Origin of the sequence: Rathayibacter oskolensis, from assembly GCF_900177245.1 — a bacterium.
GTDB lineage: Bacteria > Actinomycetota > Actinomycetes > Actinomycetales > Microbacteriaceae > Rathayibacter > Rathayibacter oskolensis.
This window is the reverse complement of record NZ_FXBM01000002.1, coordinates 1,159,302-1,180,913: the sequence shown is the minus strand read 5'-3', so window position 1 is coordinate 1,180,913 and position 21,612 is coordinate 1,159,302. Positions and strand designations below refer to the sequence as shown.

Below are 21,612 nucleotides of genomic sequence, written 5' to 3'. Positions count from 1 at the left end.
CACGGCCCGAGCTGGGGACGCGGCCCGTCCCACGTTTCAGGCGTGAGAAATCTCGCAGCAATCACGCTGCCGGGGTTGCGTCACGGCTCAGCTCTCGCTGAAGTAGCCGGATGACCGAAACGACGAAAGCCGCCGCTGCCGCGCCCTCGAAGGGCGGGGGTTCGCTCAAGAAGGTCATCACCGGGCCCCTCCTCTTCGCGTTCATCGTCGGCGACACCCTCGGCGCCGGCATCTACACGCTGGTCGGCACGATGGCGAACGACGTCGGAGGCGTCATCTGGCTGCCCCTGCTCATCGCGCTCGTGATCGCGCTGCTCACCGCCGGCACCTACGCCGAGCTGATCACCAAGTACCCGCACGCGGGAGGCGCGGCCCGCTACGTCGACCACGCGTTCGGCAAGCCGTACCTGTCGTTCCTCGTCGGCTTCCTGATGATGGCCTCGGGCATCACCACGGCGGCCTCGCTCGCCAACGCCTTCGCCGGCGACTACCTCGGCGCGCTCCTCGACGTCCCGCCCGCTCCGACCGCGATCGTCTTCATCGCGCTGCTCACGCTGATCAACCTGCGCGGCGTGAAGGAGTCGCTGTCGGCGAACCTGGTCGCCTCCGTGATCGAGGTCAGCGGGCTCGTCATCGTCATCGTCTGCGCGGCGATCTTCTTCGGCGGCGGCAACGGCGACCCCGCGCGCATCTTCGAGTTCGCTCCCGACGTAGCGCCGCTGCAGGGCGCGTTCGCCGCCTCGATCGTCGCCTTCTTCTCGTTCCTCGGCTTCGAGGCCGCCGCGAACATGGCCGAGGAGGTGCGCAACCCGTCGAAGGTGTACCCGCGCGCGCTGTTCGCGGCCCTGTTCACGGCCGCCGTGGTCTACCTCCTGATCGCGCTCGGCGCCGTGATCGTGCTGCCGATCGACGAGCTCGCGGCGTCGTCCGGCCCGCTGCTCGATGTCGTGTCGGCGAGCGGCGTGGCGGTTCCGGAGTGGCTGTTCGGCCTGATCGCGCTCGTCGCCATCGCCAACGGCGCCCTGCTCTTCATGGTGATGGCGAGCCGCGTCGGCTTCGGCCTCGCCTCCTCGGGCCTGCTGCCGAGCGCATTCGGCTACGTGCTGCCCAAGCGCGGGACCCCGTGGGTGTCGATCATCGCCGTCGGCGTCGCGACCGCCGTGCTGAGCCTGGTCGGCGACGTCGGGACGCTCGCCGAGACCACCGTGCTGCTGCTCCTGCTCGTGTTCATCTCGGCGAACGTCTCGGTGCTGGTGCTGAAGAAGGACAAGGTCGACCACGAGCACTTCTCGGTGCCGCGGGTGGTGCCCGTGCTCGCGATCATCGCGAGCATCGTCCTGCTGACCCAGCAGACCGGGCCGGTGTGGCTGGGCGCGCTCGCCTACGCCGTCGTCGGCACCGTGCTGTTCCTCGCGACGCGCTTCGGCAAGAAGGCGCACGCGAACCGCTCGTAGCCCTCGATCGATCAGTCGCGAACGGCTGCCTCGACCGGACGGAGGGAGCCGTTCGCGACGGGTCGACGTGGCACGGTGGAGGGGTGACCGTCTCGCTCTCGCCGCTGACCGCCTCCGATCTCGCCGCCTGGATGGAGGTTCAGCGCGCGGAGTACATCACGGACCGGATCCGCTCCGGTGACGACGAAGCGGCAGCGACCCGCAACGCCGACACCTCCTACGAGAAGTACTTCCCGGACGGAGTACCGGCGCCGGGGCACGATGTGCTGGTGATCCTCGACGGGGATCGACGCGTCGGCACGATCTGGCTCGGGCCCCATCCGAGCGACCTGGAGGGCGTCTTCTGGGTGTGGGACGTGCAGATCGATGCCGCCGAGCGAGGTCGCGGCCTCGGCCGGGCAGCGATGCTGCTGGCGGAGGAGCACGTCGCCTCCCACGGCGGCCGCGCGCTCGCACTGAACGTCTTCGGCTTCAACACGTCGGCGCGAGGGCTGTACGAGTCGCTCGGATACGAGACGACGGCGGTGCAGATGCGCAAGGAGCTCAGCTGACACGACGCGGGATCCGGTGCGCGGCCTTCCCGAGCGCGGTGGAGGCCCGCGCGCGGCGTCAGCTCTGCCAGAGCGCGGCGCCGACGACCGACACCACGCCGAGCAGGGCGATCGCCGTCGCCCAGTAGCCGAGGAACAGCGCGAACGTGGCGAACCCCCAGCCCGCCTCCCCGCTCCTGCGGATCTGCGCCCGGGCCACGTGGCCGAGGACCACGCCCACGATGCCGATCAGGAACGCGGCGACGAAGGCGGCGATCGAGAGCGGGTTGACGCGCGGATCGGTCACGAGGCCGGCCTCGCGACGGGCGCGGCCCTGGGTGACGGCGATCGGGATGCCGATCGCCGCGATGAGCACCGGAGAGACGATGACGGCGATAATGACGAGGTGCCAGCCTGCGAGTCCTGCGAACATCCGACGAGCGTAACGAGGCGCTGCTGTCGCTGGGATCAGCCGCGCGGCTGACCTCGGTGCGACGCAGAGCTCGGAGGCGGATAGAGCGTCGGCTGGGCCGGGCCCCCGCCCGCGAGGAGTTCGCGGGCGGGGCGCCTCCGCTCGTCAGCTCGTCGAGGGAATGACGGTGGGGTCGGTGGACTCCGACGCCCCGGAAGCCGCCGCCACGCCCCGGCCGAAGGCCTGGCCCTGCAGGATCGCTCCGAGGTCGACACCGGTCGCCGACTTGACGCTGTCGAACGTGGCCGCGAGGCTCGCCGCCTGCTCGCGCGCGATGTGGGTGCCGGCGGTGTCGCCTCCGATCAGGGTGACGGTGCCGACGTTCTGGTAGCCCTTCGCGAACTCGGCCATCAGCGACGGGAGCTGCCCGATCAGCTCGCGGCCCAGGATCGCCTCCTGGTTCTCGCGGAGCGCCTCCGCCTCGGCCTGGATCGCGGCCGCGCTCGCCTCGCCCTTGGCGCGGATGGCCTCCGCCTCGGCAGCGGCGTTCGCGCGCAGCGCCTCTGCCTCGGCACCGGCCTTGGCCCGGAGGGCGTGGGCCTCCGCCTCAGCGCGCGCGCTCACGGCTGCCGCCTCGGCGGCGGCCGACGCCTGCCGGGCCTCGGCCTGGCGCTGGACGGCGTAGGCCTCGGCGTCCGACCCCTGCTGCGCGATCTGACGGTCGGTCTCGGCCTTCTTCTGACGCCCGTAGGCGTCGGCGTCGGCCTCGGTCTGGCGACGGTACTTCTCGGCGTCGGCGACGCGCTTGACGTCGGCGTCGAGCTCGGCCTGCCGGTTCTCGGCGCGCTGCACGAGGACGGCCTGCTCGCGCTCGGCGCGGGCCAGGTTCTCGGCCTGCTCGGCCTCGGCGTTCGCCCGGCCGACCTCGGACTTCGCGGCGGCGGTGTTCTTGTCGTAGGCGGTCTGCTCGATCAGGTTGGCCTCGTCGGTGGCGAGCTGGCGGGCCTTGACCTCACGGGCCGCGTTGATCCGGGCGACGTCGGCTTCGCGCCGGACGCGCTCGATCTCCTGCGCGCCGAGCGCCTCGATGTAGCCGTTGCGGTCGGTGACGCCCTGGATGGCGAAGGAGTCGAGGACGAGGCCCTGCGCGAGCAGGTCGCCCTTGATCCCCTCGGCGATCTCGTCGCCGAGCTTCTGCCGGTCCTGCATGACCTCCTCGACGCTGAGCTTCGCGACGACGCCGCGGAGGGCGCCCTCCAGCTGCTCCGTCGTGAAGACGTCGATCGACTGGTCCTGCGAGGCGAAGCGCTCGGCGGCGGCGCGCACCTGATCGGCCGTGGAGCCGATCTTGACGAGGGCGACGCCCGCGAGGTGGATCGTCACGCCGTTCTTGGTCTGCGCGACCGGCTCCATCTTGATCTGCCGCGACCGCAGCGAGATGCGGTCGGAGCGCTGGGTCAGCTTGTTGACGAACGCGCCGCCGCCGGTGATGACGGTCATGTTCGACGTCAGCCCGTCATCGCCCTTCTGCTTCTTTCCGACGATCACGATCGCCTCGTCGGCCTGCGGCACCTGGTACCAGGCCCGGAAGATGAAGAAGCCGATGATGGCGAGCAGCAGCACGACCCCGACGGCGATGCCGGCGACGACGATCCAGAGCAGATCAGATTGCATGGACGAGAGACCCCCTTGTCAGAACCTGCGGGAGGCGGGTTCCTGAGCGATGTACAGATTCATGGTGGCATGGCTCGATGACGGGCGGCGTGGAGGGCGGCCGACATCGGGCGGGGCACCGGAGTGCTCGAGCCGCAGCGGAATCCCGCCGTAGTGCTGGCCTGGGACGACGAACGGTTCGACGGCGGGTGCGCTGTAGGTTGGCGTTCATGCCCGATGACGACGTCCGCGACGCTCTCCGCGAGTTCGTGCGGGAGCGCGACTGGTCGCAGTTCCACACTCCCGAGAACCTCGCCAAGAGCATCAGCATCGAGTCCGGAGAACTGCTCGAGTGCTTCCAATGGGGCGAGGGCGACCTCCCCGCGGCGGTGGAGGAGCTCGCGGACGTGCTGACCTACTGCCTCCTGCTCGCCGACCGCCTCGGAGTCGACGCGGACGACATCGTCCTCGCGAAGCTCCGGAAGACGCGGGAGAAGTACCCCGTAGACAAGGCGCGGGGACGCAGCGAGAAGTATGACCGGCTTTAGCATCGAGCGCCTGCCCTTCGACTCCGACCAGGTCCGCGTCTGGGGCGCCGCCGATCCGCGGCACCGCAACTGGCCCGTCGTCTACGTCCTCGACAGCGCGGCGGAGGTCTACGTCGGCGAGTCCCTCAACGCTGAGGGACGGCTCCGCCAGCACCTGGACTCCCCCGAGAAGAGCCGGCTCGAGCGCGTGCGGGTCGTCCTCGACAACACCTTCAACAAGTCCGCCTGCCTCGATCTCGAGTCGTTCCTCCTGCGGATGCTGTCGGGCGAAGGTCGGTTGAAGGTCCTGAACCACAACGCGGGAATCACCGACGCCGACTACTTCGATCGCGAGTCCTACCGTCAGACGTTCGACGAGGTCTTCGAGGTCCTGCGCACCGAGGAGCACCTCTTCCAGCGGACGCTTCCCGAGATCATCAACAGCGATCTCTTCAAGCTGTCGCCGTTCAAAGCGCTCAACCACGATCAGGCCATCGCCGTCGAGGACATCCTCGAGGGCTTGTTCGCGGATCTGGAGTCCGGGCGGCCGAGCACGGTCGTCGTGCAGGGTGACCCGGGGACCGGCAAGACCGTCGTCGCGATCTACCTGCTGAAGCTCCTGCAGGACATCCGGCGGCACGATCCGGAGGAGCCGCTGGACAGCGACTCCGTCTTCAGCGACTTCTTCACCCCCGGCCATGCGGAGCTGCTGTCGACGCTCCGCGTCGGGCTCGTGGTGCCGCAGCAGTCGCTGCGCGGTTCGATCGCACGGGTCTTCACGCTGACGCCCGGATTGAGCAAGGACCTCGTGCTCACGCCTTTCGATGTCGGGCAGAGCGAGGAGCCCTTCGACCTCCTCCTGGTCGACGAGGCACACCGTCTGAGTCAGCGGGCGAACCAGCCGTCCGGCCCCTTGAACAAGAAGTTCGCCGACATTAACCGGGCACTGTTCGGACAGGACTCCCTCGAGTACACGCAGCTCGACTGGATCCGCGCCCGCAGCAGGCACACGATCCTGATGCTCGACACAGCGCAGACCGTCCGACCGATGGACCTCCCTGCTGCAGTCACAGGGCGCCTCCTCGCGGAGGCGTCGGCGAGTGGTCGCGTATACCCCCTCCGCTCGCAGATGCGCATCGCGGCGGACAAGGACTACGTCGGGTACGTGCGCGCGACGCTGTCCGACGCCCCGCCCGAGCACCGCGAGGACTTCGGCTCCTACGACCTGCGCTTCTTCGAGGACCTCGCCGAGCTGCGCCGGGAGCTGCTGCTCCGGGAGCAGGAGCACGGTCTCGCGCGACTCGTCGCCGGGTACGCCTGGAAGTGGATCACCAAGAATCAGAAGGACGCGTTCGACATCGAGATCGACGGCCTGGAACTGCGATGGAATCGGACCCAGCGCGACTGGATCAACTCACCCGGCGCCATCGACGAGGTCGGCTCGATTCACACGGTCCAGGGCTTCGACCTCAACTACGCCGGAGTCGTGATCGGCCACGACCTGCGCTTCGACCCTGTCGCGCAGCGCATCGTCTTCGACCGGTCCAACTACCACGACAAGAAGGGACGTGAGAACAACCCCAAGCTCGGCCTCGTCTACTCCGACGAGGATCTGCTCGCCTACGTCCGCAACATCTACTCGGTGCTGCTGACGCGCGGGATCCGCGGGACCTACATCTACGTGTGCGACGAACCACTCCGTCATCACCTCGCGCGCTACTTCTGATCGCGCCGTGGTGGTCGTGGCGACCGATGCCGCCACGTGCCGCGACCCCGGCCGCTCGACGACGAGGTCGGCGTTCGGCGACGGATTCTCGCTGGCGGTACGTCCGCGTCCGGCTGCGCGGGCCGCCTCGCGTCCGATCAGCGGCCGATCGCGGAGAAGACGAAGTGCTGGGGTACCTGGACTCGAACCAAGAACAACTGAACCAGAATCAGCCGTGTTGCCAATTACACCATACCCCAATGGTCATCCGGAGGTGATCCCGGGACCAGGCGGCGACCGGAACGAGGCCGGGCGCCGAGGTACGACAGTACCCTACGGGCGCACGCTGCTCAAATCGGGTCCGTGGATCGCGAGATGCTCCGCCTCCGGGGCGGCCTCGCCGAGGCGAGCGCGCACGAGATCGCGGTTGACGGAGGAGGCGACCTGCGCGCCGGAGCCCGCGGCGACGATGAGCTGCTGCGGGCCGGGCGCTGTGACCTCGCCGGCCGCGTACAGGCCGGGGACGGTGGTGCGGCCGCCCGGGTCGACGCGGAGGAAGCCGTCGGCGTCGCGCTCGGGGCCCGCGGCGTCGAGGTAGTCGAGAGCGGGGACCCAGATCGGGCGCACGAAGGCGCCGGTGCGCGGGATCACGTCGCCGTCGGCGAGTGCGACGCCGGTCAGGGTGGCGCGCTCGCCGGTCAGGTCGGCGACGGGGCGGCGGTCGACGCGCACCCCGATCGAGCCGAGGAGCGACTCGTCGGCGTCGCTGACGAGTCCGACGCCGTTGGTGAAGACGATCAGATCGGTCGACCACTGCGAGAGCAGCATGGCGCGCTCGGCCAGGTCGTCGGTCTCGCCGATGAGCGCGAGCGGCTCGCCCGCCTTCTCGTAGCCGTCGCACTCCATGCAGCTGTGCACGGCGGTGCCGTAGTAGGCGCGGAGGCTCGGCAGCGCCGGCAGCTTCTCGGCCAGTCCACCGGCGATCACCACCGCGGTCGCGATCACGCAGCGGTCGGCCGAGCCGCGCACGCCGCGGGACGAGACCACGAACTCGCCTCCCGAGCGCTCGACCGAGGTGACCAGGCCGTTGTGCACCTCCGCACCCTCGTAGTGCTCGAGCTCCTCGCGGCCGAGGCGGCGCAGCTCGAGGGGCGAGATGCCGTCGCGCGTGATGAAGCCGTGGGAGTGCAGCGTCGCCGCGTTGCGCGGGCGGTTGGCGTCGAGCAGCAGCACGCTGCGGCGCGCGCGGACGAGATTGAGGCCCGCCGACAGCCCGGCGGGGCCCGCGCCGATCACGACGACGTCGTAGCGGCCTCCCACTGCCTCGCCCATGATCAGGCGGACCGGGAGACGAGGTGGGCGGAGAGGCGGTCGAGGCGGGCGATCGACTCCGTCTTGCCGAGGATCTCCATCGACTCGAACAGCGGAGGCGACACGCGCCGCCCCGAGATCGCGGTGCGCAGCGGGCCGTAGGCGATGCGGGGCTTGAGGCCGAGTCCCTCGATCAGGGCCGACGCGAGCGCCTCCTGCACCGCGGCGGTCAGCCACTCCCCCTCGGGCACCAGCTCGAGCGCACCGATCGACGCCGCGAGGACCTCGCCGGCGTTCGCGGGCAGCCCCTTCAGTGCGTCGTCGTCGTACTCGAGCGCGTCGGCGGTCGTGAAGAGGAAGCCCAGCATCCCCGGCGCCTCACCGAGGAGCCCGATGCGCTCCTGCACGAGCGGGGCCGCGGCGTCGAGCACGCCGCGCTGCTCGACGGTCGGCTCGCCCGCGAGCACTCCCGCGGCGATGAGGTAGGGCACCGTCCTGTCGGTGAAGTCCTCCACCGTCAGGAGGCGGATGTGGTCGCCGTTGATCGACTCCGCCTTCTTGAGGTCGAAGCGCGCCGGGTTCGGGTTCACGTCGGCGACGTCGAACGCGGCGACCATCTCGTCGATCGAGAAGACGTCGCGGTCGTGCGTCAGCGACCAGCCGAGGAGCGCCAGGTAGTTGACCAGGCCCTCGGGGATGAAGCCGCGGTCGCGGTGGTGGAAGAGGTTCGAGGACGGGTCGCGCTTCGAGAGCTTCTTGTTGCCCTCGCCCATCACGTAGGGGAGGTGGCCGAAGCGCGGGACGAAGGTGGTGACTCCGATGTCGATCAGTGCGTGGTACAGCGCGATCTGACGGGCGGTCGAGGGCAGGATGTCTTCGCCGCGGAGGACGTGCGTGATCTGCATGATCGCGTCGTCGACCGGGTTCACCAGCGTGTAGAGCGGCTGGCCGTTCGGGCGCACCACGACGAAGTCGCTGAACGAGCCGGCCGGGAACGTGATCGGCCCGCGCACGAGGTCGTCGAACGACAGGTCGGCGTCGGGGACCCGGAGGCGGAGCGCCGGCTGACGGCCCTCGGCGCGGAGGGCCGCGCGCTGCTCGTCGGTGAGCCCGCGGTCGACGTTGTCGTAGCCGTGCTGCTTGGCTCGTCCGGCGGCCTCGTTGCGCGCGTCGATCTCCTCGGCCGTCGAGTAGCTCTCGTAGAGGTGACCCGACTCGAGCAGGCGCGCGATCACGTCGAGGTAGACGTCGCTCCGCTCCGACTGGCGGTACGGGCCGTGCGGGCCGCCGACTCCGACGCCCTCGTCCCAGTCGAGCCTCAGCCAGCGCAGCGCGTCGACGATCTGCTCGTAGCTCTCCTCGCTGTCGCGGGCCGCATCGGTGTCCTCGATGCGGAAGACGAAGGTGCCCCCGGTGTGCCGCGCGTAGGCCCAGTTGAACAGGGCCGTGCGGATGAGGCCGACGTGCGGCGTCCCGGTCGGGGACGGGCAGAAGCGGACGCGGACGTCGCTCCCGGTCGCCGTGGTGAACGGGTGCGCGTCGGGCGCGCGATCCAGGGACGGAGTGAGCTCAGACATACGGCCCCGATTCTAGCCGCGAGCACCCGCGCACCGCCCGTGAGCGCCGCCGCCGGCCGTCCCGAGCACTAGCGCGAAGCAGTGCTCCGAGTCAATGGGCTGCCGAAGAGGCAGGAGCAGTGGTGCTCTGGCCGGAGAGCTTCTTCTCGAGGCCGTTCCACCCTGCCTCTCCCCTCCACCCGGCCCCGGAAGGAGGACTGCGTCCGAGGAGGCGCCCCCCGAAGCCGACCGTCAACTGCCAGCATCGAAAGGAGCCCGGATGAGCCTCACCCGCCTCGCGCCCGCAGCGCTGTCGGACTCCGCCCGCGAGGAGAAGGACGCTCGCACCCTCTCGCTCTTCCACCGCGCCGCGACAGCCGAGGCGGCCGAGGCCGACCGCATCCGCGAGCGCATCGTGCTCGATCACCTCGGCCTGGCCGAGGCCATGGCCCGTCGCGTGTCGCGCGGAGGCAGCGGCGACGGAGCGGATCTGCGCCAGGTCGCCTACGTCGGCCTCGTCAAGGCCGCGCAGCGCTTCACCCCCGAGCGCGGCGACAGCTTCGCCGCCTTCGCGGTGCCGACCATCACCGGCGAGCTCAAGCGCCACCTCCGCGATCTCGGCTGGATGATCCGCCCGCCCCGCGGGGTGCAGGAGCTGCACCGCCGCAGCACCCTCGTGGCGGAGGAGCTGGCGCAGGAGCTCGGACGCCACCCCTCCGACCGCGAGATCGCCCACCGCCTCGGCGTCGAGGTCGGCGACGTCGCCGATGCTCGGACCGCCGGTCACCCGCTGTCGCTCGACGAGACGGTCGGCGAGGCGGGAGTGCGGCTGAGCGAGACGCTCGGCGGCGAGGACGAGCGGCTCGCCGGGATCGAGCGCCGCCACGGCCTGGCCGACGCGCTCGGCGAGCTCGAGGAGGGCCAGCGCGAGCTGCTCCGGATGCGGTTCGTCGAGGAGATGACCCAGCAGCAGATCGCGGACGCCCTCGGCACCACGCAGATGCAGGTGTCGCGCCTGCAGCGCCGGATCCTCGCTCAGCTCGCCGACCGCCTCGGCGCCCCGTCGCGCGCGCAGCAGCCGCGCGGCCGGGTCGCCACGGTCACTCCCGTCGGCTCGAGTGCCCGACTGCGGACCGCCTGAGGTGCGCTCCGGCGCGATCGGGGAGCGAGGCCAGGGCGTCGAGGACGTCGTCGACCTGCACAGCGAGCAGCGCAGGGTCGGGCTCCGCCGAGAAGACGTCGCCGCGGCGCAGCGACGCGTCGGTGAGCACGACGTGCGGGCCGGTGACGGGCGGGCCCCAGGCCTCGGGCGGGGCCGGTCCGAAGATCACCACGGAGGGGATCCCGTAGGCCGAGGCGAGATGGGCCGCTCCGGTGTCGACCGTCACGACGACCTCGGCGGAGGCGACCACCGCGGCGAACTCCGCCAGGTCGATCCCTCCCGCGAGCACCTCGCCGACGCCGGCGATCTCGGCGACCCGGCGCGCGCGGTCGGCCTCGTTCGCGCCTCCGGTGAAGACGACGCGGTGGCCCTGGGCGGCGAGCGCCTGCGCGACCGCGGCGAAGCGCTCCTCCGGCCACTCCCTCGAGCCGTAGAAGGCGCCGATGTGCACCACCGCGGCACCGGCCACGGGCGCCGCGACCTCGGGCACCGCGATGCCGACGTCCTCGGGGTCGGCGTCGAGGCCGATCGAGTTCACGAGCCGGGCCCAGCGCGCGCGCTCGAGCTCGCCGTCGATCCAGAGGGGTCGCGGGTCATCGGGGCCGGCGCCCGGATCGAGGGCCGGCACGCGGAACTCGAGGGTCCGCCGCGGCCGGAGAGCGAGCAGCGCGTCCCGCGACTCCGGCCCGTTGCCGTGCAGATTGACGGCGAGGTCGATGCGGTCCGGCGCCACGGGGAGCGGATCGTCGAGACCGTGCAGCGTCGGGACCAGGGCGTCGAGGCCGTCGATCAGATCGACGATCGGCTCGAGCCAGGGCGTGGTCGCCAAGATCAGCCGGTGCTCGGGGAAGCCGCGGCGGAGCGCGTGCAGCGCCGGGACCGCGACGAGGATGTCGCCGAGCTTCAGCGCACGCAGCGCGAGGATCTCCGGGGTGCCGTCGGGGTCGGTGAGAGCGCGCACGGCGCCTCCTTCCTGTCGCGACTCCCGTACCCCGCTGCCGAGGGCTCAGACGCGACCGGGGAGATCGGAGCCTCGACGCGCCCGAGCGCGACGACTTCTCCCTCCTCGCGTTTACGGACCCGGTGCAGGGGGTACGAGGAAGAAGTGAACGTCTCGATCCTCCGGAGCACCGCGACCGCCGCCCGCGCGCGGGCGCCGCGGCTGCGCGGGATCCTCTTCGACCGCGATGCGACGCTCGTGGTCGACGTCCCCTACAACGGGGACCCCGAGAAGGTCGTCCCGATGCCGACCGCGCTCGACGCCGTCGAGCGGGCGCGCGAGGCGGGGCTCGCCCTCGGCGTCGTCACGAACCAGTCGGGGATCGCCCGCGGCATCATCGACCGCGCCCAGGCCGACGCGGTCAACGCGCGGGTCGACGAGCTCTTCGGCGGCTTCGACGTCTGGATGCTCTGCCCGCACGGGCCGGCCGACGGCTGCGACTGCCGCAAGCCCGCGCCAGGGATGGTGCTCGGAGCGGCCGAGGCGCTGGGGCTGCCCCCGGAGAGCCTCGCCGTGATCGGCGACATCGGCGCCGACGTCGGCGCAGCCGCGGCGGCCGGCGCGCGCGGCGTGATCGTGCCGACCCCGATCACCCGCTCGGAGGAGGTGGCCGCCGCCCCGCTGCGGGCGGCGACGCTCCTCGAGGCGGTCGAGCTGCTGCTCGCGATGCAGCCCGACGGAGACGCCGAGTGACCCGGCGCGTGCTCGTCGCCCGCCTCGACAGCGCGGGCGATGTGCTGCTGTGCGGTCCGGCCGTGCGGGCGATCGCGGCGGACGCCGAGGTGCTGCTGCTGTGCGGTCCGCAGGGCGCTCCCGCCGCGGCACTGCTGCCCGGACCGTCGTCGGTGCGCACCTGGTGGTGCCCCTGGATCGGCGACGCCTCCCGCCCGGTCGACGCCGAGCTCGTCGACGAGCTGCGCGGGATCGTCGAGGAGTTCGCCCCCGACGAGGCGGTCGTCCTCACCTCCTTCCACCAGTCGCCGCTGCCGCTCGCGCTGCTGCTGCGCCTCGCCGGCGTCGCCCGCATCACGGGCGCCTCCGTCGACTTCGCCGGCGCGCTGCTCGACGTCCGCCTCGTCCCCGGCGAGAGTCTCGAGGAGGACCAGCCGGAGCCCGAGCGCGCCCTCGCGATCGCCGCCGCCGCAGGCTTCCCCCTCCCCGACGGCGACGACGGCCGCCTCCGGGTGCGCCGCGAGGGGCGCCTCCCCGAGGTGCTCGAGGGGATCGGCCGCTACGTCGTCGTGCACCCCGGTGCGGCGGTGCCCGCCCGCGCCTGGCCGGCCGAGAACGCGGCGCGCGCGGTCGAGCTGCTCGCCGACGAGGGCTGGGCGGTCGCCGTCACCGGCGGACCGGGCGAGCGCACCCTGACCGCGCAGGTCGCGGGCAGCCGCGGGATCGACCTGGGCGGCGTCACCGACTTCGCCGGTGCCGCCGAGGTGCTGGCGCGCGCCGACGTCGTGATCAGCGGCAACACGGGCCCCGCGCACCTCGCCGCGGCGGTCGGCACACCGGTCGTCAGCCTGTTCGCACCGGTCGTCCCCGCGATCCGCTGGGCGCCCTACGGGGTGCCGGTCGAGCTGCTCGGCGACCAGCACGCGCCGTGCGCCGGCTCGCGGGCCCGGGTCTGCCCGGTGCCCGGCCACCCCTGCCTCGCGGGGGTGAGCGCCGAGGAGGCGGTCGCTGCCGCGCTGCGACTCGGTGCGCGCACGGCGACGACGACGGAGGCGATGGCATGAGGATCCTGCTCTGGCACGTGCACGGCGGCTGGGCGGACGCGTTCGTCCGCGGCGACCACGAGTACCTGCTCCCCACCACCCCGGAGCGCGACGGCTGGGGTCTCGGCACCGGCGGTCGCGACTGGCCGAACGCGATCGAGATCGCTCCCGACCAGCTGCGCGAGGCCGACGTCGACGCCGTGCTGCTGCAGCGCCCGGAGGAGCTCGCCGAGGCGGAGCGACTGCTCGGCCGCCGGCTCGGGCTCGACCTGCCCGCGGTCTACATCGAGCACAACACGCCCCGCGGCGATGTGCCCGACAACCGTCATCCGCTCGCCGATCGCGACGATCTCGTCCTCGTGCACGTCACGCACTTCAACGCGCTGATGTGGGACACCGGGTCGACCACCACCACCGTCATCGAGCACGGGATCCACGATCCCGGGCCGCTCTACACGGGCGAGCTCCCGCACTTCGGAGTCGTCGTGAACGAGCCGGTGCGCCGCGGCAGGGTCGCGGGGACCGACCTCCTCCCCCGCTTCGCCGACCTCGCACCGCTGGACGTCTTCGGCATGAAGACCGACCGCCTGCGCGAGCTGCCGGGGCTGGAGGCGGTGGGAGTGCAGGGTGATGTCCGCACCGGAGAGATGCACTCGGCGCTCGCCCGCCGCCGCGTCTACCTGCACCCCTTCCGCTGGACCTCGCTCGGCCTGGCGCTGCTCGAGGCGATGCACCTCGGCATGCCGGTCGTGACGCTCGAGACCACGGAGGCGGGGCGCGCCGTGCCTCCCGAGGCCGGAGCGATCTCGAACGACCTCGACGCGCTCGCCGCCTCGGCGCGGGCGCTGATCGAGGATCCGGAGCGGGCAGCCCGCGCCGGGGCCGTCGCCCGCGAGAGCGCCCTCGAGCGCTACGGGCTCGGCCGGTTCCACCGCGACTGGGACGAGCTCCTCTCGGACCTTCCTCGCCGTTCCGGCCGCAGGCCCGCCGACAACCGAGCAGGGAGCACCCGATGAGCCAGACCTCGCCGCTCACCATCGCGATGGTCTCCGAGCACGCCAGCCCTCTGGCGACGCTCGGAGGCGTCGACGCCGGCGGGCAGAACGTCCACGTCGCGGCCCTCGCCGAGGCGCTCGCCCGGCGCGGTCACCGCGTGGTCGTCTACACCCGGCGCGACGACCCGACGCTGCCGCGCCGCGTCCCCTTCACCTCGGGAGTCGAGGTCGTGCACGTCGACGCGGGCCCCGCCCGGCGCGTCCCCAAGGACGACCTGCTCCCCTTCATGGCCGACTTCGCGCGCGACCTCGCCGCGGAGTGGGTCGACGAGCGCCCCGACCTGGTGCACAGCCACTTCTGGATGTCCGGGGTCGCCGCGCTCGACGCCTCGGAGCAGGTGGAGCGCGCCACCGGCCGCCGCGTCCCCGTGGTGCACACCTTCCACGCGCTCGGAGTCGTCAAGCGGCGCCAGCAGGGAGCCCTCGACACGAGCCCCGCCGAGCGCGAGTGGCTCGAGCCGGGAGTGGGCCTGAGCGCCGACCGCATCGTGGCGACCTGCTCCGACGAGGCCTTCGAGCTCAAGAACCTCGGCGTGCCGACAGGAGCCATCTCGGTCGTGCCGTGCGGGGTCGACATCGAGCGCTTCACTCCCGACGGCCCCGTCGCGCCGCGCACCGGCCGCACCCGGCTGATGAGCATCGGCCGCCTCGTCCCGCGCAAGGGCATGGGGCACGCCATCGAGGCCCTGGCCCGCGTCGTCGCCGACGGGCACGACGCCGAGCTGGTGATCGTCGGCGGCTCGGGCTCGGGCGACGCCCTCGCGGCCGACCCCGAGTACCAGCGGCTGCACGCGATCGTCGAGGGCCTGGGAGTCGCCGATCGCGTCGCGCTCGTGGGTCAGCTCTCGCAGGCCGAGATGCCCGCGATGCTCCGCTCGGCCGACATCGTGGTCTGCGCGCCCTGGTACGAGCCGTTCGGGATCACGCCCCTCGAGGCGATGGCGTGCGGCGTGCCCGTGGTCGCCTCCTCCGTCGGCGGCCTCATCGACACGGTCGTCGAGGACGTCACCGGCGTGCACGTCCCGCCGCGCGACCCCGCAGCCCTCGCCTCCGCGCTCGCCGCTCTGATCGACGACCCGGAGCGCGCTCGCGCCTACGGAGCGGCCGGTCGCGAGCGCGTCGAGTCCCGCTACTCCTGGGACCGCGTCGCCGCGGACACGGAGCGCGCCTACTCCGCCGTCCTCGACGGACTCGCCGACGACTCCGTCCTCAGCGGCGCCGCCGGCACCCCCTCCTCCTCCCCCCTCACCCGGAAGGCCCCGCGACGATGACCATCGACACCGTCCTGGACGCACCGACGGACGCCGCCCGGCGCCTCGTCGACGAGCACATCGCCCGCGCGCTCGCCGTGGTCGCCCAGCTCGAGCGCCACTCCGACCGCATCACCGCCTGGGGGGTCGAGCTCGCCGACCGCCTGCACTCCGGGGCCCGACTGCTCGCGGCCGGCAACGGCGGCTCGGCGGCCGAGGCGCAGCACCTGACCGCGGAGCTGGTCGGCCGCTTCGACGGCGACCGGATCCCGTTCTCGGCGATCTCGCTGCACGCGGAGTCGTCGAGCCTGACCGCGATCGGCAACGACTACGGATTCGACCACGTGTTCTCGCGGCAGGTCACGGCGCACGCCCGCGCCGGCGACGTCGTCGTGCTGCTCTCGACCAGCGGCCGCAGCGCCAACCTGCTCCACGCGGCCGAGGCGGCGCGCGCCGCGGGTGCCCGCTCCTGGGCGCTGACGGGCGACGGGCCCAACCCGCTGACCGAGCTCTGCGACGAGTCGATCGCGCTCGAGGGGCACGGCTCGAACGTGCAGGAGGCGCAGCTCGTGCTCGTGCACGCCCTGTGCCGGGCGTTCGAGCACCGGATCCGCGCGCGGACGGAGGCGGCCGCGTGAGCGCGCGCCTGCGGATCGCCGTCGTCGGCGACGTGATGCTCGACGTCGACCTCTCCGGCCCGGCCGAGCGGCTCAGCCCCGATGCGCCCGTGCCCGTCGTCGACGTCTCGTCGCGCGGCGCCCGGGCGGGAGGCGCCGGCCTGGTCGCGCGGATGCTCGCCCGTGACGGCCACGACGTGACCCTCGTCACCGTGCTCGCCGACGACTCCGACCCCGACGTCGCCGAGCTGCGCGCCGAGCTCGACGGGATCCGCCTGGTCTCGGGCGTGTCGGGCGCTCCGACGCCGGTGAAGACCCGTGTCGCCGCCTCCGGGCAGGCCGTCGTGCGCCTGGACCGCGGCTGCGAGCGACCACCGCTGCCCGCCGTGACCGACGAGATGCTCGCCGCGCTCCGCGGCGTCGACGCGGTCGTCGTCGCGGACTACGGCCGCCGCCTCACCGAGGACGCCTCGCTCCGCGCAGCCCTCGACGCCCTCGACGTGCCCCTGGTGTGGGATCCGCACCCCCGCGGCTCGACACCGGTCGCGGGTGCGACCCTGGTGACTCCGAACCTCGCGGAGGCGACCGCCTTCTCGGGTGCGACGGGTCGCGGAGTGACGCGGGCCGAGTCTGCCGCCACGACGCTGCTCGAGCGCTGGGCCTGCGGCGCCGTCGCGGTGACCATGGGCTCCGGCGGGGCGCTCGTGCGCTCGCGCGGCGCGGGCGTGCCGGTCGTCGTGCCGGCCGCGTCGATCCCGCCCACCGACCCGTGCGGCGCGGGCGACCGCTTCGCCGCCTCCGCCGCCGTCGCCCTCGCCGGCGGTGCCACGCCCTCGGAGGCGGTCGGCGCGGCCGTCGCCGACGCGGGCGCCTACCTGCTCGCCGGAGGCGTCGCCTCGCTCGCGGCGCCCGCCGACGCGGCCCCCCTGCACGGCGGCGGCGTCGACGCGCTCCGGGTCGCGGAGGCGGTGCGCGCCTCGGGCGGCACGGTCGTCGCGACCGGCGGCTGCTTCGATCTGCTGCACGCCGGTCACGCGAGGACACTCGCCGCCGCGCGCTCCCTCGGCGACTGCCTGATCGTCTGCCTCAACTCGGACGACTCCGTGCGACGCCTGAAGGGCGAGCTGCGCCCGATCATCCCCGAGGACGATCGCGTCGACCTCCTCCTCGCGCTGGGCTGCGTCGACGCCGTGATCGTCTTCGGCGAGGACACCCCCGACGAGGCGCTGCGCCGCATCCGCCCCGACGTCTGGGTGAAGGGCGGCGACTACTCCGCCGAGTCCCTCCCCGAGACCGCGACCGTCGCCGAATGGGGCGGCCGCGTGCTGACTGTGCCCTATCACCCGGGCCGCTCGACCACCCGCCTCGCCGCCGCGCTCGCGCGCGTCGGCTGACTCCGCCCCTCGAAAGGACACCCATGAGCACCACCCCCACCCCCATCGGCCGCGTTCTGATCACCGGAGGAGCGTCGGGCCTCGGCGCCGCCGTCGCCGCCGCCGTGACCGCCGCCGGCGGGACTCCGATCGTCCTCGACCGCGACGTGTCGTCGGTGCGCGAGGGCGTCGCCGCCTACCAGGTCGACGTCGCGAAGACCCGCGAGGCCGAGAAGGCCGTCGTCGAGATCGCCCGCGAGCACGGCGGACTCGACGCGGTCGTGACCGCCGCGGGTATCGACCGGTGCGGCCGGCTCGTCGACGTCGAGCCCGAGGAGTGGGAGCGCGTCATCTCGGTCAACCTCCTCGGCACCGCGGCGGTCGTCCGGGCGGCGCTGCCGTTCCTGACCGAGACGCACGGGCGCGTCGTGACCGTCGCCTCCTCCCTCGCGATCAAGGCCGTCTCGGACGCGACCGCCTACTGCGCCTCGAAGTTCGGCGTGCTCGGCTTCACCCGGGCCCTCGCGGCCGAGACCAAGGGCGAGATCGGCGTGACCACGCTGATCCCCTCCGGGATGAAGACGCGCTTCTTCGACGACCGCGACGAGCAGTACAAGCCCGGCCCCGACGCGCTGCTGAACGACCCCGAGAACGTGGCCAACGCGGTCATGTTCATCCTCGGCCAGCCGCAGGGCTGCGAGGTCCGCGAGCTCGTGATCACCCACGAGGAGGAGCCGTCCTGGCCGTGACACCCTGACGACCCTCTCGAGATGCCACCTGAGCGCGCCCCGCGCACCCGGGTGGCATCTCGCGTTCAGCGGGTGGAGGCGAGCACCCCGCGCACGTCCTCCAGCACGCGGTCGACGCGCACGTCGTCGACGAACGACAGCTCGTGCTCGCAGCGCGGAGCCGTCCAGCCCACCTGGGTCGCGTCGATCCCGCAGACCGGGCAGCGGGTCGTCCAGCTCAGCTGCACGCGGTGCCGCTGCCGGCCCATCGGCGCTGCGTTGATCGCGTTGCCCACCCAGAAGATCCCGACCGTGGGTGCTCCGACCGCTGCCGCCAGGTGTCGCGGCCCGCTGTCGTTGCCGAGCACCAGGTCGGCGAGCGAGAGCAGCGGCGCGAGATCCCGCAGCTCCAGCTCACCCGCCCACGACACGGCGCCCGGGGCGCCGGCGACGATCTCGTCGGCGGCCGGCACGTCGGAGGCGTCGCCCACCACGAGCACGCGCGCCCCGTCGGCGATCAGCGCGGTCGCCACCTCCGCGAATGACGCCGAGGGCCAGCGCCGGCGCACGTCGGTGGCGCCGGGGTGGATCACGACGAGCGGCCCGCCCTCGGGCAGGGCGGCCGCGAGCCGGTCGCGGCGGGTCGGGTCGACGCCGAGCGCGGGCTCGAGCCGGGTCGCCCCCGCTCCCGCGAGCCCGACGATCTCGAGGGCCCGCAGCATCTCGTGCTGGTAGTAGACGTAGGGGATGGTGCGCTCGAGCCCGGCCGCGTCGTCGGTGCGCGAGCCGATCGCGTGCCGCGCGCCGAGCCGCTCGAGGAACGGGTTCGAGAACCGCCCTCCCCCGTGCAGCTGCACGGCCAGGTCGAAGGAGCGCGACCGCATCCTCGCGACGAACTCCTCGACGAGGAGCGGATCCTCGGCCTCGCCGTCCTGGACGCCCTGCGCGACCGGCAGCACCTCGACGCCGGAGACGGCGGAGCCGCTCCCCTCGAGCAGCACGCGGTGGGCGGCGGTGCCGAGCAGGGTGATCTCGGCTCCCGGGTAGGCCGCGGCGAGCGCGTCGATCGCCGGCAGCGCGAACAGCAGGTCGCCGAGGCCTCCACCGCGCAGGACCGCGATCCTCTCGACTCCGTCGAAGCGCTCTCGGAGGGGGGCGATGGCGACCACGGGGGTTCCTCTCGGTGGGCAGAGGCGCGGTGGGGCGGCTCCGGGGGCGGTGTGCACTCCCCCTGTTCCCGTCGAGGGCTATCCGAAACCACCAGGTTCACAGACTTAGGTCAGTGATCGCCACAGCCCCGCAGCACAATGACGATGAACGGCGATGACGAGTACTGGATCGCGTGGGGCGATCCAGACCCAAGGCCCAGAAGAATTGGGGAACGGGACACAAGATGAGTCGCTAGAGAGTCCGATCAAGAATTTCCTACCCGATGAACAGATGTATGCCCCTACTCGGCGCACCGACGGCGTCACAGATCCTGCAGCGAGGCGTCTAGATATCCCGCGAGACCGGAAATATCTGGATAAATCGTCGAATGATTGTATGAGAAACGCTCCTCGAGGACCTTCCGAATATCCGCTTTCCCCTCGGCTGTTATAAGGAAGATGAATGTTGGAGATTCTTCGAGTTGATTTGAGCCTTTCGCGAAGGTTTAGCGGTCTTCAGGTACAGGGAAGCCGCCGCAAGGAGATCCGCCTTCTTCCAATAAACGCTTCTTGAATCGATCTTGAAGTACGGCGCGATCTTAGCGCTCATCATGGGCACACCGTCGAGAAGAAAGCCTGCATTTTGCGCGACGATGCGCTGATCATACGCGGGGGGTATCCAAATTCGACGCTTGGCACCCGTACCCCAATCAGCTCCCTGGCGATCCGCGGAACTAGTCAGGGAATGCCAGAACGGGTCTCTCGTGCCTCCGGCATCATCAAGGCGGATCGCGTCGTCGGGAGCCTTGTCTCCATCCGCGACCGCCGGCGCGACCGCGATCCCGAACAAGCGGGCAGGAGTCGTGTCGTAGGCCTCGCTCGCTTCAACTGCAAACCATGCAGCGATATATGGATTGCGAGTGATATCAATGAAGCGCGTCGGCCCAGCGTGATGCTGAAGTCGGGCAAATATCTCCAGCGCCGGAAGCCCATCGAGGCGCCACCGATCTCGGGCGATGTCGAGCATCTTTCGCTCGGCCTGCACGAGTTGTCTTTCGTCTGGGTAGGGTTGCGACTCTTCTGGGCGCTCCTGAGGACCTTTAACCCCGTTGAGCTGCATCAATCGACGGAAGAGGCCACTGTGCATACCCCACTCAGCATTCTGCTGACCTCGCCAGACGAGCTTCAATGAAGGATTTTTCGAGATGAGACGCACAATGGCTTCATTGAGGGAGTCGAATGAATCGACTACACCTTGATCACGCTCGTAGTAGCTCGAAGGACTCGTCATCTCAGTCGAATATCCCGATGGGGACTCTTCAAGCGTTTGGAAGTCGGCGGGCTTACTCAAGGTGTTTTGAAAAAGAGGACGCAACCCTGCGATGATCGCCTGCTCTTGCGTGCTCAGGGAAGCCAGTGCTGGCGAGAGGGAGGAGCGCAGGCTAGCAATCCAACTCTCCTGCAGCTCAGCGATTGCTTGTACCGCAGGCGACGCCAAGTATTCCTGAAGTTGCGCAATTCCGGCAAATGCACCTGATAGATCTGCTTCAGAGAAACGCTCCACGGCATCTTGCACAGAGCTCACGGTATTCTCTTGTGGGACAACCGGAACGCTTTGTTGCGCGCCGTCCTCAGCGCCAATGTCTTCCATGAGCCAATAATGCCTCGTCCCTGCTTCTCGAATCGAGCGACACGCTCCGCGCAATCCTGGAACCAGGGCGCCTCTCTCATCCCTGTGCGAACCAGGCGCGGGCGAAGCGGGCGATCGGAGAACCGGAATGAGGACGACGGCGGTGTCTTGGCCGCCAGCGCGACTTCCGCCTTGAGGCGGACGGTGTCGATCACGGTCTGATCCACCGGGTATCTAGAACCTCACCGGTAGACCTCTCTTCGATGCGCGACGCGCAGGACGAGTATCACGAGCTCGCCGTCCTGGATGTCGTACACGATGCGGTAGTCGCCGACTCGTACACGGTACTCGCCGCCACCTCCCACGAGCTGGATGGCGCCGGGAGGGCGTGGCTCGACCGTGAGGCCCTCGACGGCTGCCTTGATTGATCGCTGATCGTTCGGATGGATTCCACGGAAGGCTTTGGCAGCGGCGCGGCTGTAGACGATCGAATACGACACTCAACGATCAAATCTTCAGCTCGGCCATCAACTCCTCGTGGGTCACGCGGCCGCGGTCGCTGCGCGCCTCGGCGGCGGCGCTGACATCCGACTGGTCCTCGAGCGCCTGCATCGCACGGTCGAAGAAGTCTGGGGAGACGATCACTGCGCGCCGTCCGACGCCTCGGGAAGTGATCTCCACCGGCTCTCGCTGGGCCTCGGCGATGTAATCGCTCTGGCGTTCGCGGAATTGAGACAGAGTCACGCTGGTCATAACCAGATAGTACAACTTGTACAGCTCGAGGAG

General features: G+C 71.2%; 21 protein-coding genes and 1 tRNA gene. 12 read left to right on the top strand and 10 right to left on the bottom strand.

Annotated elements, in window-relative coordinates; all coding sequences use genetic code 11:
• Nucleotides 1-110 precede the first annotated feature (110 nt).
• Complete coding sequence (locus B9Y99_RS14545) at nucleotides 111-1,454, top strand: APC family permease (RefSeq protein WP_085477246.1); 1,344 nt, start codon at nucleotides 111-113, stop codon at nucleotides 1,452-1,454.
• A gap of 83 nt (nucleotides 1,455-1,537) precedes the next feature.
• The gene (locus tag B9Y99_RS14540) at nucleotides 1,538-2,005 is read left to right on the top strand and encodes a GNAT family N-acetyltransferase (RefSeq protein ID WP_085477245.1); all 468 of its coding nucleotides are present in this window, start codon (nucleotides 1,538-1,540) and stop codon (nucleotides 2,003-2,005) included.
• Nucleotides 2,006-2,063: 58 nt separating this feature from the next.
• Here B9Y99_RS14540 and B9Y99_RS14535 read toward each other — a convergent pair whose 3' ends face one another.
• Together B9Y99_RS14535 and B9Y99_RS14530 are read right to left on the bottom strand one after the other, a co-directional pair.
• Complete coding sequence (locus tag B9Y99_RS14535; protein WP_085477244.1) at nucleotides 2,064-2,417, bottom strand: DUF4190 domain-containing protein; 354 nt, start codon at nucleotides 2,415-2,417, stop codon at nucleotides 2,064-2,066.
• Nucleotides 2,418-2,561: 144 nt separating this feature from the next.
• Nucleotides 2,562-4,070 (bottom strand): SPFH domain-containing protein, encoded by a 1,509-nt coding sequence (locus tag B9Y99_RS14530; RefSeq protein ID WP_085477243.1) that lies wholly within the window; start codon nucleotides 4,068-4,070, stop codon nucleotides 2,562-2,564.
• 209 nt (nucleotides 4,071-4,279) lie between these two features.
• On the opposite strand from B9Y99_RS14530, the gene B9Y99_RS14525 reads away from it, so the two are divergent.
• Both B9Y99_RS14525 and B9Y99_RS14520 read left to right on the top strand, forming a co-directional pair.
• On the top strand, nucleotides 4,280-4,597 hold the full coding sequence (locus B9Y99_RS14525; protein ID WP_085477242.1) for a nucleotide pyrophosphohydrolase: 318 nt from the start codon (nucleotides 4,280-4,282) through the stop codon (nucleotides 4,595-4,597).
• Nucleotides 4,584-6,302 carry a DUF2075 domain-containing protein gene (locus B9Y99_RS14520; RefSeq protein WP_085477241.1) on the top strand — a complete coding sequence of 573 codons (1,719 nt, stop codon included), beginning with the start codon at nucleotides 4,584-4,586 and terminating at the stop codon, nucleotides 6,300-6,302. Before B9Y99_RS14525 ends, B9Y99_RS14520 begins: the two co-directional genes overlap by 14 nt.
• A gap of 167 nt (nucleotides 6,303-6,469) precedes the next feature.
• Here B9Y99_RS14520 and B9Y99_RS14515 read toward each other — a convergent pair.
• The 3 genes from B9Y99_RS14515 to gltX all read right to left on the bottom strand — a co-directional run bounded on the left by B9Y99_RS14515 (nucleotide 6,470) and on the right by gltX (nucleotide 9,169).
• Nucleotides 6,470-6,541, bottom strand: a tRNA-Gln gene (locus B9Y99_RS14515).
• Nucleotides 6,542-6,614: 73 nt separating this feature from the next.
• Nucleotides 6,615-7,613 carry an NAD(P)/FAD-dependent oxidoreductase gene (locus B9Y99_RS14510; protein ID WP_085477240.1) on the bottom strand — a complete coding sequence of 333 codons (999 nt, stop codon included), beginning with the start codon at nucleotides 7,611-7,613 and terminating at the stop codon, nucleotides 6,615-6,617.
• Between the two features lie 2 nt (nucleotides 7,614-7,615).
• Nucleotides 7,616-9,169, bottom strand: a complete 1,554-nt coding sequence (gltX, locus tag B9Y99_RS14505) for a glutamate--tRNA ligase (protein WP_085477239.1) — start codon at nucleotides 9,167-9,169, stop codon at nucleotides 7,616-7,618.
• A gap of 259 nt (nucleotides 9,170-9,428) precedes the next feature.
• On the opposite strand from gltX, the gene B9Y99_RS14500 reads away from it, so the two are divergent.
• Nucleotides 9,429-10,289, top strand: coding sequence for a sigma-70 family RNA polymerase sigma factor (locus B9Y99_RS14500; protein WP_165759633.1), 861 nt, complete (start codon nucleotides 9,429-9,431; stop codon nucleotides 10,287-10,289).
• On the opposite strand, the gene B9Y99_RS14495 is transcribed toward B9Y99_RS14500, so the two are convergent.
• A complete protein-coding gene (locus tag B9Y99_RS14495) occupies nucleotides 10,249-11,271 on the bottom strand; it encodes a glycosyltransferase family 9 protein (RefSeq protein ID WP_085477237.1) in 1,023 nt (340 codons plus the stop codon). The genes B9Y99_RS14500 and B9Y99_RS14495 overlap by 41 nt on opposite strands.
• Before the next feature lie 144 nt (nucleotides 11,272-11,415).
• Between B9Y99_RS14495 and B9Y99_RS19090 the strand changes: the two genes are divergently transcribed.
• From B9Y99_RS19090 to B9Y99_RS14460, 7 genes are read left to right on the top strand one after another with little or no spacing between them, the layout of a single operon-like run.
• Nucleotides 11,416-12,003: a D-glycero-alpha-D-manno-heptose-1,7-bisphosphate 7-phosphatase gene (locus B9Y99_RS19090; RefSeq protein ID WP_244274931.1), complete on the top strand. Its 588-nt coding sequence runs from the start codon at nucleotides 11,416-11,418 to the stop codon at nucleotides 12,001-12,003.
• On the top strand, nucleotides 12,000-13,046 hold the full coding sequence (locus B9Y99_RS14485; protein ID WP_208856962.1) for a glycosyltransferase family 9 protein: 1,047 nt from the start codon (nucleotides 12,000-12,002) through the stop codon (nucleotides 13,044-13,046). Before B9Y99_RS19090 ends, B9Y99_RS14485 begins: the two co-directional genes overlap by 4 nt.
• Nucleotides 13,043-14,041: a glycosyltransferase gene (locus tag B9Y99_RS14480; protein ID WP_085477236.1), complete on the top strand. Its 999-nt coding sequence runs from the start codon at nucleotides 13,043-13,045 to the stop codon at nucleotides 14,039-14,041. Before B9Y99_RS14485 ends, B9Y99_RS14480 begins: the two co-directional genes overlap by 4 nt.
• Complete coding sequence (locus tag B9Y99_RS14475) at nucleotides 14,038-15,351, top strand: glycosyltransferase (RefSeq protein ID WP_085477235.1); 1,314 nt, start codon at nucleotides 14,038-14,040, stop codon at nucleotides 15,349-15,351. The genes B9Y99_RS14480 and B9Y99_RS14475 overlap by 4 nt, the downstream gene beginning before the upstream one ends.
• A complete protein-coding gene (locus B9Y99_RS14470; protein ID WP_085477234.1) occupies nucleotides 15,348-15,968 on the top strand; it encodes a D-sedoheptulose-7-phosphate isomerase in 621 nt (206 codons plus the stop codon). The genes B9Y99_RS14475 and B9Y99_RS14470 overlap by 4 nt, the downstream gene beginning before the upstream one ends.
• 8 nt (nucleotides 15,969-15,976) lie before the next feature.
• The gene (locus tag B9Y99_RS14465; RefSeq protein WP_085477441.1) at nucleotides 15,977-17,341 is read left to right on the top strand and encodes a PfkB family carbohydrate kinase; all 1,365 of its coding nucleotides are present in this window, start codon (nucleotides 15,977-15,979) and stop codon (nucleotides 17,339-17,341) included.
• Between the two features lie 23 nt (nucleotides 17,342-17,364).
• The gene (locus tag B9Y99_RS14460) at nucleotides 17,365-18,069 is read left to right on the top strand and encodes an SDR family oxidoreductase (RefSeq protein ID WP_085477233.1); all 705 of its coding nucleotides are present in this window, start codon (nucleotides 17,365-17,367) and stop codon (nucleotides 18,067-18,069) included.
• 65 nt (nucleotides 18,070-18,134) lie between these two features.
• On the opposite strand, the gene B9Y99_RS14455 is transcribed toward B9Y99_RS14460, so the two are convergent.
• From B9Y99_RS14455 to B9Y99_RS14440, 4 genes are all read right to left on the bottom strand, one after another.
• Nucleotides 18,135-19,217, bottom strand: a complete 1,083-nt coding sequence (locus tag B9Y99_RS14455; RefSeq protein WP_085477232.1) for a glycosyltransferase family 9 protein — start codon at nucleotides 19,215-19,217, stop codon at nucleotides 18,135-18,137.
• 427 nt (nucleotides 19,218-19,644) lie between these two features.
• A complete protein-coding gene (locus B9Y99_RS14450) occupies nucleotides 19,645-20,847 on the bottom strand; it encodes an FRG domain-containing protein (RefSeq protein ID WP_085477231.1) in 1,203 nt (400 codons plus the stop codon).
• Between the two features lie 221 nt (nucleotides 20,848-21,068).
• Nucleotides 21,069-21,326 (bottom strand): type II toxin-antitoxin system RelE family toxin, encoded by a 258-nt coding sequence (locus B9Y99_RS14445; RefSeq protein ID WP_085477230.1) that lies wholly within the window; start codon nucleotides 21,324-21,326, stop codon nucleotides 21,069-21,071.
• A gap of 7 nt (nucleotides 21,327-21,333) precedes the next feature.
• Entirely contained in the window at nucleotides 21,334-21,579 is a 246-nt protein-coding gene (locus B9Y99_RS14440; protein ID WP_085477229.1) for a type II toxin-antitoxin system prevent-host-death family antitoxin, read from the bottom strand.
• Nucleotides 21,580-21,612 lie beyond the last annotated feature (33 nt).